The sequence below is a fragment of the Pantoea vagans genome, from assembly GCF_001506165.1.
Taxonomy (GTDB): domain Bacteria; phylum Pseudomonadota; class Gammaproteobacteria; order Enterobacterales; family Enterobacteriaceae; genus Pantoea; species Pantoea vagans_C.
This window is the reverse complement of the sequence record NZ_CP011427.1, coordinates 129989-145314: the sequence shown is the minus strand read 5'-3', so window position 1 is coordinate 145314 and position 15326 is coordinate 129989. Positions and strand designations below refer to the sequence as shown.

The following is a 15326-nucleotide window of genomic DNA, read 5'->3' as shown; positions in this document are numbered from 1 at the left end:
TCATTAGGAATTATTACAATCGTTAATCGCTGCCAGCACCATATCATGCGCAACACCGGCGCGCACTTCAGAGCGACCAATTGCGAGAGGCAGCACCAAACGCATTTCACCTGCCAGCACTTTTTTATCACGCATCATGTGCGGCAAGTACTCTTCTGCCTTCATGCTGGCCGGGCCATGCACCGGTAATCCAGCGCGCAACAGCAGCGCAATAATGCGATCGGTATCTGAAGATGAGAACTGCCCCAGGCGTTCAGCAGTGCGCGCTGCCATCACCATGCCCGCCGCGATCGCTTCACCATGTAACCAGTTGCCATACCCCATGTGCGCTTCAATCGCATGACCAAAAGTATGGCCCAAATTGAGCAGTGCACGCAGACCGGTTTCACGTTCATCGGCGGCAACCACTTCGGCTTTGAGTTCACAGCAGCGGCGGATGCAGTACGCCATAGCTTTTTCATCCAGTGCCAGCAGCGCATCAAGATTCTGCTCCAGCCACTGGAAGAAATCACCATCAAGGATAATGCCGTATTTGATCACTTCCGCCAGACCCGACGCCAGTTCGCGTGCGGGTAGCGTCGCCAGACATTGGGTATCCACCACCACAGAAGCGGGCTGGTAGAAAGCACCAATCATGTTTTTGCCAAGCGGATGATTGACGGCCGTTTTGCCGCCGACAGAGGAGTCGACCTGAGAGAGCAGCGTGGTAGGCACCTGGATAAAGCGCACGCCACGTTGGTAGCTGGCTGCTGCAAATCCAGTAAGATCACCGATCACACCACCACCAAGCGCAATCAGCGTGGTATCACGGCCGTGTGGTTTCTGCAGCAATGCGGTAAAGACTTCGTCCATGACGGCCAGCGTCTTGTACTTCTCGCCATCAGGTAAAATCACCTGATCCACCTTTACTCCCGCCTGGCTAAGCAGTGACGAGAGCTTATCAAGGTAGATCGGGGCCAGCGTCTCATTGGTCACCAGCATGGCGTTATCGCCTGCCTTTAGGGGCCAAAAAGAAGCCGGATCGTTAAACAGTCCGGCAGCGATGGTGATGGGGTAACTGCGATCCCCGAGTGAGACAGTGATCTTCTCCATGATGACCGATACCTATTTGCTGAGCCCTCAGGGCGCTGGATTAATTTTTTTCCAGCATGTTGATGATCTGATTGGCGACAACTTTTGCACTTTGATCATCAGTGCGAATGGTGACGTCAGCGATCTCTTCATAAAGCGGATTACGTTCGCCAGCTAGCGCTTCCAGTACTTCACGCGGTGGCTCATCAACCTGCAACAGCGGACGTTTTTTATCACGCTGAGTACGAGCAAGTTGCTTCTCGATAGTGGTTTCGAGATACACGACCACGCCGCGGGCGGAGAGACGATTGCGGGTTTCACGGGATTTGACAGAACCACCACCGGTTGCCAAGACAATGCCTTGCTTCTCGGTCAGTTCGTTGATGATCTTCTCTTCGCGATCGCGGAAGCCAGCTTCGCCTTCCACATCAAATACCCAGCCTACATCCGCTCCGGTACGTCGCTCAATTTCCTGATCGGAATCGAAAAATTCCATATTGAGTTGCTGAGCTAACTGACGACCAATAGTGCTTTTGCCGGCACCCATCGGCCCAACCAGAAAGATATTGCGTTTCTCTGCCATTTTATCGGTATTACTAAGAATTCGTTGATGATACCCCGCGTTCAGCGTTGCTGGCGGGACAGGAACTGAGACCTCATGAGCATTAACAAGAGTCAGACGGAAAATTATCTCAACACTCATGGCCGTTTGGCAACCGAATAAATTGCCCCCGGCGACCTACGAACAGGACCGGTCTGTGGTTCGCGAGACGGTAACGCCCCTCCTTTTTTCCCTCACACTTCAAGCTACAAGCGTGTTGGCCGCATGTGAGCATTCCAATAACTGATGCTTATCAGTGCTGGAATTCACGTTTTTGCCATCGAACTTTAACTCGATTTTTTTAGGGAAAATCTATTCTGACGCCAGTATCGCTTGTGACTGACGCCCATCGGAAGGTTATCCTGCCGCGTTCCGTTACACCGTTTTAAAAATCGCTAAACCTTGTAAGCTAATTCCTGCCCTGCGTCAACGCAGTTGGTCATTCAGAGTGAATTTTCCGCTTTATCCTGCAGTAAGCGCTGCTTCCCTGACCAGTCGAGGGGTAATGAAGATCACCAGTTCTTTCTTTTTATGCTCTTCCGTTTGCTGACGGAACAACCCTCCTACAAGGGGGATGTCGCCTAAGCCTGGCACACGCTTTTCACCCTGCGAACGCTGTTGCTGGAAAATACCGCCCAGCGCCAGGGTTTCACCATCGCGCAGCGTCACCTGGGTTTCAATTTCCTGCTTATCAATGCTCAACACGTTGTTTTCCCCCACGTTCAGACTGCGTCCCGGCATATTTTGGCTTAATCGCAGTTTTAACTGGATACGCCCATTGCCCAACACCACTGGCGTCACTTCCATGCCCAATACCGCTTCTTTAAATTCAATCGCCGTCGCGCCGCTATTACCGGACTTCACCTGATAAGGAATCTCAGTCCCCTGTTTGATAGAAGCGGTCTGCTGGTTAGAGGTAAACAGGCGCGGGCTAGCGATGATTTCGATGTGGTTTTCCTGCTCCAGCGCGCTGAGCTCAAGGTTAAGTAACTCACCGCTGACCTGGCCAAGCGTCACGCCTGCGCGCAAAGCGGGATTATCCAACGCTAGGGGAATGGCTAACTGAGGTTGGCGCAACGCCGCTGTCACACTCTGAGCCGGAGATGTGTTCCAGCTCACACCTAACTCACGCAGGTGTTCTTCATTAATGGTAATGATGTGAGCCGCTAACTCGATTTGTTCCAGTGGCCTATCCAAAGCCTTCAACCAGCGCGTGGTGTCTTGCAGTGCTTTAGCGGTGTCTCGCAGCAGCAAGCTGTTGGTACGGCTATCCACCGTCACGCTACCGCGAGGCGTCAGTAGTGAGCGCTCTGCGAGTAAACTGCGATAAATATCGTTGGCACTCGCGTAATGCAACATGATGGTCTGCTGCTCAAGGGGTAACTGCTGCTGTCGCTCATCCTGCTCCGCTTTAGCCTGCTGCGTCTGCATTTGCTGCCAGCTCTCCGGATACACCAATAGCACGCCCTCTTCCTGTACCACGGTCAATTTTGCCAATTGCGTCACCAACGCCAACGCGCGGTCCCAGCCGATATCCTCAAGGCGCAGTGATAGTCGCCCTTCAACGCCTGGTGCAATCAACAGGTTGGTTTGCTGGTAATCGGCCAATGCCTGCAAAATGCGTTCAACCGGCGCATCATCAAACACCAGGCTTAACCGATCCTCACGGGCCAGCAGTGGCGCGCTCAGGATCAGCCATAATGTCAGGGCCATCCATTTCATAAAATCCTCCTTTTATTACCCAAGTGATTTGCTGTGGCGGGCAACGCTGTGCTGCACGCAATGTGAGGCTACGCGAGGTGAGTTCTGTAACCTGCCACGCGGTGTGTGGCAATGTGGCCTGCGTCGTGAGGCGATGACTTTTGCCCTGTGGTGAAACCAGCCAGGCGACATAACGCTGCGACGTCCCGACAATGCCCTGCAAACGCCAGCCATCGGGTTCTGCCGCCTGCGGCAGACAGAGCCTTTCTGTCAACGACTGAAAAGGATCGCGAGCCAGCGCCAGGCTGCTGCACAGCAGCAACAGCCCGACACTAATCCGCATTTTCATCCTCCAGCCACATCTGCGTTATCAGCGTCCCCTTCTCTGTGCGCAGCTCAAAGCGCTGCGGAACAGAAACGTGCGCCTGTGCCAGCTCATCGAAGAGAGGTAGAAATTGCGGCCAGTCAAGCCGCAGATGCAGCTGCTGAGGTTGGCTCGTGGGCTGCCAGCTCTCCAGCTGTGTTCCACGTGCCGCCACCAGATTTTCGAGGGTTTGCCGCACGACGTTTGCCCTCGCGGGCTGCAATAACAGCGCGATCTCACTTTCTAACGTATTGATGGGTGGGCGCGCGGCGAGTTGCTGCTGACCCAGGTGAACCTGCTGTGTCATGTCATCCTGCTGTCGCACCAGCACATCATGCCGCTGCTGTAGTGGCCGCAACAGAACCCACCACGCCAGCGCCAGCAGCAGCGCTGACATCATGACCAGGCACGCCATGCGTATGGCCAGAGAGAGTGCCAACCAACGAAGCAGCGCTTCATTCATTCGCTATCTCCTGTACACGTGCTTGTAATGTGAAGCGATAATCACCGCCAGACAGACGCTGCACGTGGCCCGGCCTGACTTTGGCCAACAGCGGTTGCGTCATCAGTTGCTGGCGGAAATCTCTTACTGACAACATGCTCTGTGCCTGCCCTTCCAGCACCAGCACGCCTTGCCGCCGCTCCACTCGATTCAACCACAGCGTGTCTGGCATCAACGCGGGCAACTGTTGCCAGAATAGCTGCCAACGCTGATGTTCTGCCTGCTGTTGTTGCCAGACAAAGCGCGTACGCAGGAGTGCGTCACGCTGCTGAAGCAGTGAATACTGTAGCGTGAGCTGTTGTTGTAGACCGTCTCGAAGATGGCTGACTTCGTTTAACCTCGCCTGTTGCTGGTACAAGGCCTCGCTGCTGCGCCACCACCCTGCCAGTAAAGCAATCCCCGTTATTGTCAGGCTACATCCCAACAGCACAACGCTCTGCCGACGGCGACGCTGCCACTGCTGTCTGCGCCAGGGAAGCAGATTGACGGCCAGCATCATGCATCCTCTGGACGCAGCGCTAAACCAAGCGCAATTGAAAAGTCACCTTCGTGAGCAGGCAACGGCGGCTGTCGATATTGCAGTAATGAGAGGGGTTTACAGCAGGTCACGCCGGGTTCAGACAGTATTTGCGAAGAGGTACAGAATACTGCAGCGGCCTGCGGGAAAGTGTCGCGTAATTGCGCCAGTGTCAAAGGTTCAGACCCGGCACCTGATGTGGTCTGTTCGCCCGCTAGCGTCCACAGCCAGTGGTCGTGCAGAGGATGGATCAACAGCTGGTCACGCTGCAGTGGCATGCGCATGGCAATCTGGGTTAGCGCCAGGCTACTGAGTTCAAACACATCAGGCCGCAAGCCGGATTGCTTCAACGGTGAGAGCCACTGTGCAATCACCTCGCGCCGCGCGGCGGTGATGCATATCTGCGAAGCTTTCCCTGCGGCTCGGTAGTCAATTGACAGCGAAGCGGGCTCGACAGGAAATAAACGTTGCGCCGAAGAGGCAACATAGCGGCTCATGGCCGGCTCACTCAGAGAAGTCTCCGGCAACGGCAACGTGCGTTGCAGCACCAACTGTGGAGGCAGCCCAACGCGGAGAGAATAACGCTTAGGCAGATGACGCTGCCAGCGCGTTAACATCTCCTGTAACAACGGGGTCGTTTGCAACACGCCGTTGCGTAACGTATCGTGCGGCACCGGTTGCTGCCACCAGTGTCGCAGTTGCCAACCATGACGTCGGCGTTCAATGCCCAAGGCGCAGAGTTGTCCATTTTGGATGTCCAGTCCGATTTGCCAGCGCTGAAAAGCCATGTGCGCGATCTCCTTATCTTTAAAGGTAAAAAAAGGTCTACCCTGGCGCACCTACCCCTTGAAGTATGACGGGTATATCAAAGCGTCAGGCTTGCCTTTATACTACCGCGCGATTGTTTATAAACTGCCCAAACGACAACAGATGGGAATTCTCAGGTGAAGTTCGTAAAGTATTTATTGATTCTTGCAGTGTGTTGCATCTTGCTGGGAGCCGGCACGGTCTATGGCTTGTACAAGTACATTGAGCCACAGCTGCCAGACGTGAACACATTGAAAGACGTGCGTCTGCAAACCCCCATGCAGGTTTACAGCGCTGACGGCGAGTTGATCGCCCAGTATGGTGAGAAGCGCCGCGTGCCGCTCACCCTGCAACAGATGCCGCCTGAGCTGATTAAAGCGTTCATTGCGACCGAAGACAGCCGTTTCTACGAGCACCATGGTGTCGATCCGGTGGGGATTTTCCGTGCCGCCAGCATTGCGCTGGTATCCGGACACGCCTCACAGGGTGCGAGTACCATTACGCAACAGCTGGCGCGTAACTTCTTCCTTAGTCCTGAACGCACGCTGATGCGTAAGATCAAAGAGGCCTTCCTCGCGATTCGCATTGAGCAGCTGCTGAGTAAAGATGAAATCCTCGAGCTGTATCTCAACAAAATCTATCTCGGCTATCGCGCCTATGGCGTAGGGGCGGCGGCACAGGTCTATTTTGGTAAACCCGTTGATCAGCTGTCGTTAAGCGAAATGGCGATGATCGCTGGTTTGCCGAAAGCACCTTCAACGTTCAACCCGCTTTACTCACATGCCCGCGCGCTGTCGCGTCGTAATGTGGTGCTGGCGCGTATGCTCGACCAGAATTACATCACCCAGCAGCAGTATGATGAGGCGCGCAATACGCCACTGGTCGCGGTCTACCACGGCCCCGAAATTGCGTTCTCTGCCCCTTATTTGAGCGAAATGGTGCGCCAGGAGATGGTGAAGCGTTACGGTGATAGCGCCTACGAAGATGGCTACAAGGTCTATACCACTGTCACTCGTCATCTACAGGAAGCCGCGCAGCAAGCCGTGCGTAATAACGTGATGGCTTACGACATGCGTCATGGTTACCGCGGCCCCACCAACGTGCTGTGGAAAGTGGGTGAAGCCAGCTGGGATAAGAGCCGTATTCAAAACGCCCTGAAAGACTTGCCGACTTACGGCCCATTGAATGCCGCCGTGGTCACCAGCGCCAGCGCTGATGAAGCGACTGCAATGATGAAAGATGGCAGCAGCGTATCGCTGAGCCTGGCAGGCGTCCGCTGGGCGCGTCCGTACAAATCTGACACGTTGCAGGGTCCAACGCCGCGCAGCGTGACGCAGGTGCTGCAAACCGGCCAGCAGATTTGGGTGCGCAAAGTGAATAATGACTGGTGGTTAGGTCAGGTGCCGCTGGTGAACTCAGCACTGGTGTCGCTCAATCCGGAAGACGGTGCGGTACGCGCGCTGGTCGGCGGTTTTGACTTCAACCAAAGTATGTTTAACCGCGCAACGCAGGCGCTGCGTCAGGTGGGTTCAAACATCAAACCGTTCCTGTATACCGCCGCCATGGACCGTGGTTTGACGCTGGCTTCTATCCTTAACGACGTACCGATTTCGCGTTGGGATGCCGGTGCCGGTGCCGACTGGCGTCCGAAAAACTCACCACCGACTTACGCGGGTCCCATTCGCTTACGTCAGGGCCTGGGCGAGTCTAAAAACGTGGTGATGGTCCGTGCGATGCGCGCCATGGGCGTGGATTATGCCGCTGAATATTTGCAGCGCTTCGGCTTCCCGGCGCAAAACATTATCCATACCGAGTCACTGGCTTTAGGTGCGGCTTCATTTACACCAATGCAAATGGCGCGCGGTTATTCGGTGATGGCGAACGGTGGCTTCCTGATCGACCCTTACTTCATTACCAAAATTGAAAATGAACAGGGTGGCGTGATATTTGAAGAGAAGCCGAAAATTGCCTGTCCGCAGTGCAACCTGCCGGTGATTTACGGTGAAACCAAGAAATCCGTGGCGTTGAACGAAGAGAGTGTGGAAAACATTTCGACTTCCGATCAATCGCAAAATCAGACCGTGCCACAACCGGAACTGGAGCAAGTACCCGCTCAGCCACAGCCGGCTGGCGATCAGCAATATGCACCGCACGTGATTAACACGCCGCTGTCATTCCTGATCAAAAGCGCGCTGAACTCCAATATCTTTGGCGAACCGGGCTGGATGGGAACGGGCTGGCGTGCAGGCCGCGATCTAAAGCGTAATGATATCGGCGGAAAAACCGGTACCACCAACAGCTCGAAAGACGCCTGGTTCTCTGGATATGGCCCGGGCGTGGTGACCTCGGTGTGGATCGGTTTCGATGATTCGCGTGCGCTGGGCCGCTCGACCATGTCAGGTGCCATTCCAGATCAGATCTCTGGCTATGAGGGTGGCGCGAAAAGTGCGCAGCCAGCGTGGGATGATTACATGAAATCCGCTCTGGATGGTGTGCCTGTGCAGCCTCTGACACCGCCGGATGGCGTGGTCACCGTGACCATCGATCGTGGTACCGGCAAACTGGCTAACGGCGGAGGCAATACCCGTCAGGAGTACTTTATCAACGGTACTCAGCCCACCGAGTACTCGTCCCATGATGTCGGCACCACTATCATGGACAACGGTGAAAGCCACGAACTGTTCTAATGAAAAAAGCCGGCACTGTTTGCCGGCTTTTTTATCTGTGCAGGGCGTAAATCAGTAGGTTAAACGCCCCTGCTTCACCAGCCATTCACGTACCAAAAACAGCGCACTGACGTTACGCGCTTCACGGAAATCCGGCTCGTCCAGCAGTGCCAGCAGGTTGTTAAGCGGCCAACGCCGGACAATCAGCGGTTCCGGTTCATCCCCTTCCAGCTTCTCTTCATATAACTCTTCCGCCACCACAATGTTCATCTTGCTGGAGAAATAGGAGGGTGCCATGGTGAGTTTGCCCAGCGCTTCCAGCTTCCTGGCACCAAAACCCGCTTCCTCTTTGAGTTCACGGTCGGCCGCTTCAAAGGCGCTTTCGCCAGGATCAATCAACCCTTTTGGGAAGCCCAACTCGTAGCTTTCCAACCCGACGGCATATTCCTGAATCAGGATGACATCCTCACCGATAATCGGCACGATCATCACCGCTTCACGATCGGAAGGTTTCATACGTTCATAGACGCGGCGTGCACCATTACTGAAAGCGAGATCAACCGCTTCGATGGTGAATAATCGGGAGCGAGCGACAGCTTCCACGTTGAGGATGTCAGGTTTTTTCAATGTCATTTTCATATCAGCCTCAAACTTTGCACAACCTTGTGAAACGCGATAATGCCAGCATACCGAAGCCCGAAGCATTGTGCGACACGCAACGAATGGAAAGCATGGTGACACATATCCACTTACCGCTGCTAACAACTTCTTGTTATCGCTAGACTTAAATTTTCACAATAAGTCAACCGGGTTTGACTAAATTCAGAAAATACCGATATTTAATTGAGTGCCGCCTGGTTAACATCCCACTAAGGAATAATCTAATAATTTATAATTCAATGATTTTGTGCGTTATTTTATCTGAGTTTTTTCTTGTCAGAATGACTTCTGCTCGCCAAAATTGACTTGTATTGATGGTTCCACCGGGAGTACATCTTAAACGTGAAGGCAGTTTTTTGGCTGGATTGAGCAAAGCATGAGCACTTTTATCATCATTCTGGCTGTCATGCTGGTCTGCTCATTAGTAGCAGGCATTGGCTACTGGTACGCTATGCGGCATCGTCCGCCGTTGGCGAAACCACTGCCGTTTATTAGTCCGCCCTGCCGTAAACTCACCGATGAAGAACGCAGTGCAGTGGAAACCTACATTGCGTCACTGGCGAAACAGCGACAACGCAGCGATGCCCGCTCCTCTAAGAAGTCCCGAGAGCCAGAAGCCCTGACGCTTACCGCGCAAAGCAACAATGTCTATCCCGTCACGCGTTCTATTACCCGCTACGGCCTTTCTACCGATGACGCCCATCAATGGCGCTATTACCTGGATGAAGTGGAAGTCCATCTTCCTCCGTTGTGGGAACAGTACATCGCTGAAGAGAACTATGTAGAACTGATTCGCACGCAGACAATGCCGCTGGTGATCTCTCTCAACGGTCACTCACTGGTGAACTATGCCATCGAGCAGCCTGCGCTGCCGCCATTGGTGCGGTCAATGTCGACGAACGCCTCCATCCGCAAGGAAGAGAGTGAAAATGTCGAATTGCTGCAGGTGCGTAAAGAAACGCCCGAAGAGTATCGTTTGTCACGTCCGGACGGCACACGCGAAGCCGTCGCGATCTGTTTCGCTTTCTTGCTGTTGTTCCTCAGTCTGGTGCTGCCAGGTAGCCTGATGGTGTGGATTGCCCTGCCCGCCGGCTTGATCATCGCCACCAGTTTATGGTTCCTCTACCGTTTCCCTGGCGAGAAAGGATTGCGAGAAGTGCACTGCCTGCGCGGCGCGCCAAAACGCTGGGGCCTGTTTGGTGAATCCAATCAGGAGCAGAGCAACATCTCACTCGGTATTATCGATTTAGTTTACCCGACCCACTGGCAGCCCTACGTTGCACATGACTTGGGTCAGATGACGGATGTCGATATTTACCTTAACCGCCAGGTCGTGCGCCAGGGCCGCTTCCTCTCACTCCATGATGAAGTGCGCAACTTCCCCGTGCAGCGCTGGCGTAGAAATCTGGTGCTGGCCTGTGGTTCACTGCTGGTACTGGTGATGCTGTTTACCTGGATTCCACTGGGCATGCCGATCAAGCTCAGTCTCGCGTGGGTAAAAGGCACAGAGAGCATTGAGGTCAATAGCGTCGATAAGCTAAGTGCACTGCCGCTGCACATTGGCGACAACCTGAAAGTGAGTGGTACCGGCATGTGTTCAGTGCCAGGAAATTACCAGAGCAATCGTAGCTATGCTTATATGCCGTTCGACTGCTCAGCGATTTACTGGAACAATGCAGCACCTTTGCCGCAACCTCAGTCTGACATCATTGATAAGGCTGCCGCGCTGCTGGATACCACCACGCGCCAGTTGCATCCGGAAACCAATACCGATCCTAAACTCAACCCGCAGCTCGCCTCTGCCATTCAAAAGTCAGGCATGATTCTGCTGGATGACTTCTCCGATCTGGTGCTGAAAACGCAGGATCTGTGCAGCCAGCAGCAAGACTGTGTGCGGTTGAAGAACGCGCTGGTGAACTTGGGTAATGCGAAAGACTGGGATTCACTCATCCATCGCGCAGATACGGGCAAGCTCAACGGTATGAACGTTCTGCTGCGTCCGGTGAGCGCCGAAGCGCTGGAGAATCTGGTCAATACCGCCACCTCCACTTTCTTCTCACGTGAAACCCGTCGCGCAGCGGAAACGTTGAATAGCCCACCACCCGGTGGTTTCCTGATTATCAGCGATGAGGGCCGTCAGATGGTGACACAGCCGCAGCCGTCAGTCTCGCTGTTTGACCTTGATGCGCCGTCTCAGTGGCGTGAATTGCAACGCATGTCCGGCATGCTGTTACATACGCCATTCGCCGCCAATGGCATCATTACCAGCATTACCACTGACGCCAACGGCACGCGTCACATTGCGCTGCATAATGAACCCGACTCCATGGCGCAGTGGCGCTATCTGGGTACCGCCTTGTTGATGCTGGTGCTGATTCTCTGTGGTGTCACCAACGGCTTGCTGGCTCTGCGCCGCATTCACCGAAATCGCCTACGGATGGTGGAAATCCAGCAATATTACGACAAGTGCTTCAACCACAATCTCAGCACTATGCAGAGCGTGCGCTCCCTGTTCTGAGCCCTTTCCTTCTGTGCTACCCTGTCGCCCTGTTTTTAGGGGGTGAAGATGCCAATGCTTAACTGGTCTGAGATCGATACCGTGCTGCTGGATATGGATGGCACGTTGCTTGATCTCGCCTTTGATCGCCATTTCTGGCTGGAACATGTTCCGGAAACCCTGAGCCGCGAACGTGACATCACGCTGGCGGAAGCGCATCAGCTGATTCAGCAAAAGTATCAAGCCGTGGCGCATACGCTAAACTGGTATTGTCTTGATTACTGGTCACAGGAGTTGGCGCTGGATATCCGCGCCATGACGTGGGAAAAACGCCACCGCGCGGCGATGCGTGATGACACAGTGCCTTTTTTGCAGGCGCTGCGGGCTGCGGGCAAGCGCACCATTTTGCTGACCAATGCACACCCGTACAATCTTGATGTGAAGCTGGAACAGACCGGATTAGCTGCCCACCTTGATTTATTACTTTCCACCCATACCTTTGGGTATCCGAAAGAGGATCCACGTCTCTGGCAGGCCGTTCAGCAGCAAACTGCATTCGACAGTACGCGCACGCTTTTCATTGATGACAGCGAGCCGATTCTGGATGCGGCTGCCCGTTGGGGGATTCGCTGGTGCTTAGGTGTCAGCAACCCGGATTCCGGTCGGCCCGATCAAACTTTCCAGCGTCATACGGCAGTGCGAGACTATCGCCAGTTGTGTGAAACGCTGCGCTAAAGCAGGAGCCGCAATGAAAGAGAAAACCAGCGAAGGCGTCCGCCTCGACAAATGGCTGTGGGCTGCGCGCTTTTATAAAACCCGCGCCATCGCCCGCGAAATGATCGAAGGCGGCAAAGTGCATTACAACGGTCAACGCAGCAAACCGAGCAAAATCGTTGAATTGCAGGCCGAGCTAACGCTGCGTCAGGGCAACGATGAGCGCACGGTCATCATCACAGCGATTGGTGAGCAACGCCGCCCCGCCAGTGAAGCGCAAGAGATGTACGCGGAAACTGCCGCCAGTATTGAGAAGCGTGAGAAAACCGCGCTGGCACGCAAGATGAACGCCCTTACGATGCCGCATCCCGATCGCCGCCCGGATAAGAAAGAGCGTCGCGATCTGATGAAATTTAAATTGTCGGGCGATGAGTAATATCCGCCCCAACGAGAGAAACACTATGTCTGTTCAAGATCAACTGCACCGTTACCTGTTTGAAAACGTCGCCGTGCGCGGCGAGCTGGTCAACGTTTCTGAAACCTGGCGCGAAATCGTCAAGGACCACAACTATGCTGAGCCGGTAAAAATCCTGCTGGGTGAACTGCTGGTTGCGACCAGCCTGTTGACCGCTACGCTGAAATTTGACGGCGACATCACTGTGCAGTTACAGGGCGATGGCCCGCTGACGCTGGCAGTGATTAATGGCAATAATAATCAGGAACTGCGCGGTGTGGCGCGCGTGAAAGAAGACGCGGAGATTGCCCCAGGCAGCAGCCTGAAAGAGATGGTCGGCAACGGCTATCTGGTGATCACCATTTCACCTGAAAAAGGCGAGCGTTATCAGGGCGTGGTCGGTCTGGAAGCGGATACGCTGGCAGGCTGCCTCGAAGATTACTTCATGCGCTCTGAGCAGTTGCCAACACGTCTGTTTATTCGCACCAGCGAGAAAGGCGCAGCCGGTATTCTGCTGCAGGTGTTGCCTGCGCAGGAATCAAGCCAGGATGACTTCAACCATCTCGCCACGCTGACCGAAACCGTGAAGAGCGAAGAGCTGATCGAACTGCCTGCGACCGATGTACTGTGGCGCCTCTACCATCAGGAAGAAGCGACGGTATTTGACCCTACACCAGTCAGCTTCAAATGCACCTGCTCACGCGAACGCTGCGGCGAAGTGCTGAATACGTTACCTGTTGAGGAAGTGGACGAGATCCTTGAGGAAGACGGTAAAATCGATATGCATTGCGACTATTGCGGTTCGCACTATGTGTACGATGCGGTAGACATTGCAGCTATTCGCAATGCACCAACCAACAACAGCGATCAAGTGCATTAATTCTCTGTCGGGCGGTGATGCCGCCCGCATTTCTTCAGACATTCCCCCATCACTCCCGGCGAAAATTAACTAATTTACGCTGACTTTAATTTCTTAAGTGGCAGATTTCGCTGCTTGTCACGTTCCAGCTCGCATTTTTAACTATCCTCACTTTTACAGCCCGCCGAGACGTGTAGACTGCGCGCGATCTGCCCTGCCCGGCTATGCGAGGCAGGACGCAGAATCCCCCACATAAAATGCTATGAAGTACGATTTAAGGAGCAGCCACATGCGCGCTAACGGCCTGACATCGCAAGACCTCGCCACTTTGGGCATCAGCGGCACCACGGAAGTGGTGTACAACCCTGACTTTGATACGCTGTTTCAGGAAGAAACCCGCCCGGAACTGGAAGGTTATGCGCGAGGCATCCTGACGCAGAGCGGCGCTGTTGCCGTGGATACCGGCATCTTCACTGGGCGCTCGCCAAAAGATAAGTACATTGTGCGGGATGACACCACGCGTGACACCCTGTGGTGGAACGACGTCGGCAACGGCAAGAACGACAACCAGCCGCTGTCACAGGAAACCTGGCAGGCGCTGAAAGACCGCTGCACCGCACAGCTCTCGGGCAAGCGTTTGTTTGTTGTGGACGCTTACTGCGGCGCAAATCCGGACACCCGCCTCAGCGTGCGCTTTGTGATGGAAGTGGCATGGCAGGCGCACTTCGTCAAAAACATGTTTATTCGCCCAAGTGAAGCGGAACTGGCGGCATTCAAGCCCGATTTCGTGGTGATGAACGCGGCACAGTGCACGAATCCAGACTGGCAGGCGCAGGGTTTGCACTCTGAGAACTTTGTCGCCTTCAATCTCACCGAACGCATGCAGCTGATTGGCGGCACCTGGTACGGTGGTGAGATGAAGAAAGGCCTGTTCGCCATCATGAACTACCTGCTGCCGTTAAAAGGCATCGCTGCCATGCACTGTTCCGCAAACGTCGGTAAAACTGGCGATGTCGCGGTGTTTTTCGGCCTGTCTGGTACCGGCAAGACCACCCTCTCCACCGATCCCGATCGCCAGTTAATTGGCGACGACGAACACGGTTGGGATGATGATGGCGTGTTTAACTTTGAAGGTGGCTGCTACGCTAAAACCATCAATCTGTCTGAGCAAGCCGAACCGGAAATCTATCGCGCCATCCGCCGTGATGCTCTGCTGGAGAATGTAGTGGTCCGCGCCGACGGTAGCGTTGATTATGCGGATGCCCGCAAGACCGAAAATACCCGAGTCTCCTATCCGATTGAGCACATCGACAACATTGTGCAGTCGGTTTCTAAAGCCGGGCATGCCAGGCGCGTGATTTTCCTGACGGCAGATGCCTTTGGTGTGCTGCCGCCGGTTTCACGCTTAACGCCGGAACAGACGCAGTATCACTTCCTGTCTGGCTTTACGGCCAAGCTGGCGGGTACCGAGCGCGGTGTCACGCAGCCCACTCCAACGTTCTCTGCCTGCTTTGGTGCCGCTTTCCTGACGTTACACCCAACGCAGTACTCTGATGTGCTGGTGAAGCGTATGGAAGCGGCTGGGGCACAAGCGTATTTGGTGAACACCGGTTGGAACGGCAGTGGTAAACGTATTTCGCTGAAAGAGACGCGTGCCATTATCAACGCGATTCTGACGGGTGAGCTGGATGACGTCGAGACGAAGACACTACCGGTATTTAACCTGCAGATGCCCACTTCGCTGGCGCAGGTGGACGATGCGATTCTGGATCCGCGTCGCAGCTGGCAGGACGAAGCCGCATGGCAGCAAGCCGCGCAAGATCTGGCGCAGCGTTTTATCACTAACTTCGAGAAGTACACCGATAACGATGCAGGTAAGGCGCTGGTGCAGGCTGGCCCGCAGTTGTGATATG

At 54.5% G+C, this 15326-nt stretch carries 14 protein-coding genes; 6 read left to right on the top strand and 8 right to left on the bottom strand.

Annotated features, from left to right (window positions below; genetic code table 11):
• Nucleotides 1–3 precede the first annotated feature (3 nt).
• The 7 genes from aroB to pilM form a co-directional block, all read right to left on the bottom strand.
• A complete protein-coding gene (gene aroB / locus LK04_RS00640; protein ID WP_039332693.1) occupies nucleotides 4–1092 on the bottom strand; it encodes a 3-dehydroquinate synthase in 1089 nt (362 codons plus the stop codon).
• Between the two features lie 40 nt (nucleotides 1093–1132).
• Nucleotides 1133–1654, bottom strand: coding sequence for a shikimate kinase AroK (gene aroK, locus LK04_RS00635; protein WP_010617392.1), 522 nt, complete (start codon nucleotides 1652–1654; stop codon nucleotides 1133–1135).
• A gap of 480 nt (nucleotides 1655–2134) precedes the next feature.
• Complete coding sequence (gene hofQ, locus LK04_RS00630) at nucleotides 2135–3394, bottom strand: DNA uptake porin HofQ (protein WP_072214946.1); 1260 nt, start codon at nucleotides 3392–3394, stop codon at nucleotides 2135–2137.
• Entirely contained in the window at nucleotides 3336–3716 is a 381-nt protein-coding gene (locus tag LK04_RS00625; protein WP_039332689.1) for a HofP DNA utilization family protein, read from the bottom strand. Before LK04_RS00625 ends, hofQ begins: the two co-directional genes overlap by 59 nt.
• Entirely contained in the window at nucleotides 3706–4200 is a 495-nt protein-coding gene (locus LK04_RS00620) for a hypothetical protein (RefSeq protein WP_039332687.1), read from the bottom strand. The genes LK04_RS00625 and LK04_RS00620 overlap by 11 nt, the downstream gene beginning before the upstream one ends.
• Nucleotides 4193–4738 carry a PilN domain-containing protein gene (locus LK04_RS00615; protein ID WP_231568872.1) on the bottom strand — a complete coding sequence of 182 codons (546 nt, stop codon included), beginning with the start codon at nucleotides 4736–4738 and terminating at the stop codon, nucleotides 4193–4195. The genes LK04_RS00620 and LK04_RS00615 overlap by 8 nt, the downstream gene beginning before the upstream one ends.
• Nucleotides 4735–5544: a pilus assembly protein PilM gene (gene pilM / locus LK04_RS00610; RefSeq protein ID WP_039332683.1), complete on the bottom strand. Its 810-nt coding sequence runs from the start codon at nucleotides 5542–5544 to the stop codon at nucleotides 4735–4737. Before pilM ends, LK04_RS00615 begins: the two co-directional genes overlap by 4 nt.
• Nucleotides 5545–5700: 156 nt before the next feature.
• Here pilM and mrcA point away from each other — a divergent pair, with 156 nt between their 5' ends.
• Entirely contained in the window at nucleotides 5701–8250 is a 2550-nt protein-coding gene (gene mrcA / locus LK04_RS00605) for a peptidoglycan glycosyltransferase/peptidoglycan DD-transpeptidase MrcA (protein ID WP_039332682.1), read from the top strand.
• Nucleotides 8251–8301: 51 nt separating this feature from the next.
• Here the strand turns inward: mrcA and nudE are convergent, their stop codons facing one another.
• Nucleotides 8302–8868 (bottom strand): ADP compounds hydrolase NudE, encoded by a 567-nt coding sequence (gene nudE / locus LK04_RS00600; RefSeq protein WP_039332679.1) that lies wholly within the window; start codon nucleotides 8866–8868, stop codon nucleotides 8302–8304.
• 397 nt (nucleotides 8869–9265) lie between these two features.
• On the opposite strand from nudE, the gene LK04_RS00595 reads away from it, so the two are divergent.
• The 5 genes from LK04_RS00595 (at nucleotide 9266) to pckA (ending at nucleotide 15322) form a co-directional block, all read left to right on the top strand.
• Nucleotides 9266–11407 carry an intracellular growth attenuator family protein gene (locus LK04_RS00595; protein WP_039332677.1) on the top strand — a complete coding sequence of 714 codons (2142 nt, stop codon included), beginning with the start codon at nucleotides 9266–9268 and terminating at the stop codon, nucleotides 11405–11407.
• 54 nt (nucleotides 11408–11461) lie between these two features.
• On the top strand, nucleotides 11462–12121 hold the full coding sequence (gene yrfG / locus LK04_RS00590) for a GMP/IMP nucleotidase (protein WP_039332759.1): 660 nt from the start codon (nucleotides 11462–11464) through the stop codon (nucleotides 12119–12121).
• 13 nt (nucleotides 12122–12134) lie between these two features.
• Entirely contained in the window at nucleotides 12135–12536 is a 402-nt protein-coding gene (gene hslR, locus LK04_RS00585; RefSeq protein WP_039332676.1) for a ribosome-associated heat shock protein Hsp15, read from the top strand.
• A gap of 25 nt (nucleotides 12537–12561) precedes the next feature.
• The gene (hslO, locus tag LK04_RS00580; protein WP_039332675.1) at nucleotides 12562–13434 is read left to right on the top strand and encodes an Hsp33 family molecular chaperone HslO; all 873 of its coding nucleotides are present in this window, start codon (nucleotides 12562–12564) and stop codon (nucleotides 13432–13434) included.
• A 268-nt stretch (nucleotides 13435–13702) separates the two neighbouring features.
• Nucleotides 13703–15322, top strand: coding sequence for a phosphoenolpyruvate carboxykinase (ATP) (gene pckA / locus LK04_RS00575; RefSeq protein WP_039332674.1), 1620 nt, complete (start codon nucleotides 13703–13705; stop codon nucleotides 15320–15322).
• Nucleotides 15323–15326 lie beyond the last annotated feature (4 nt).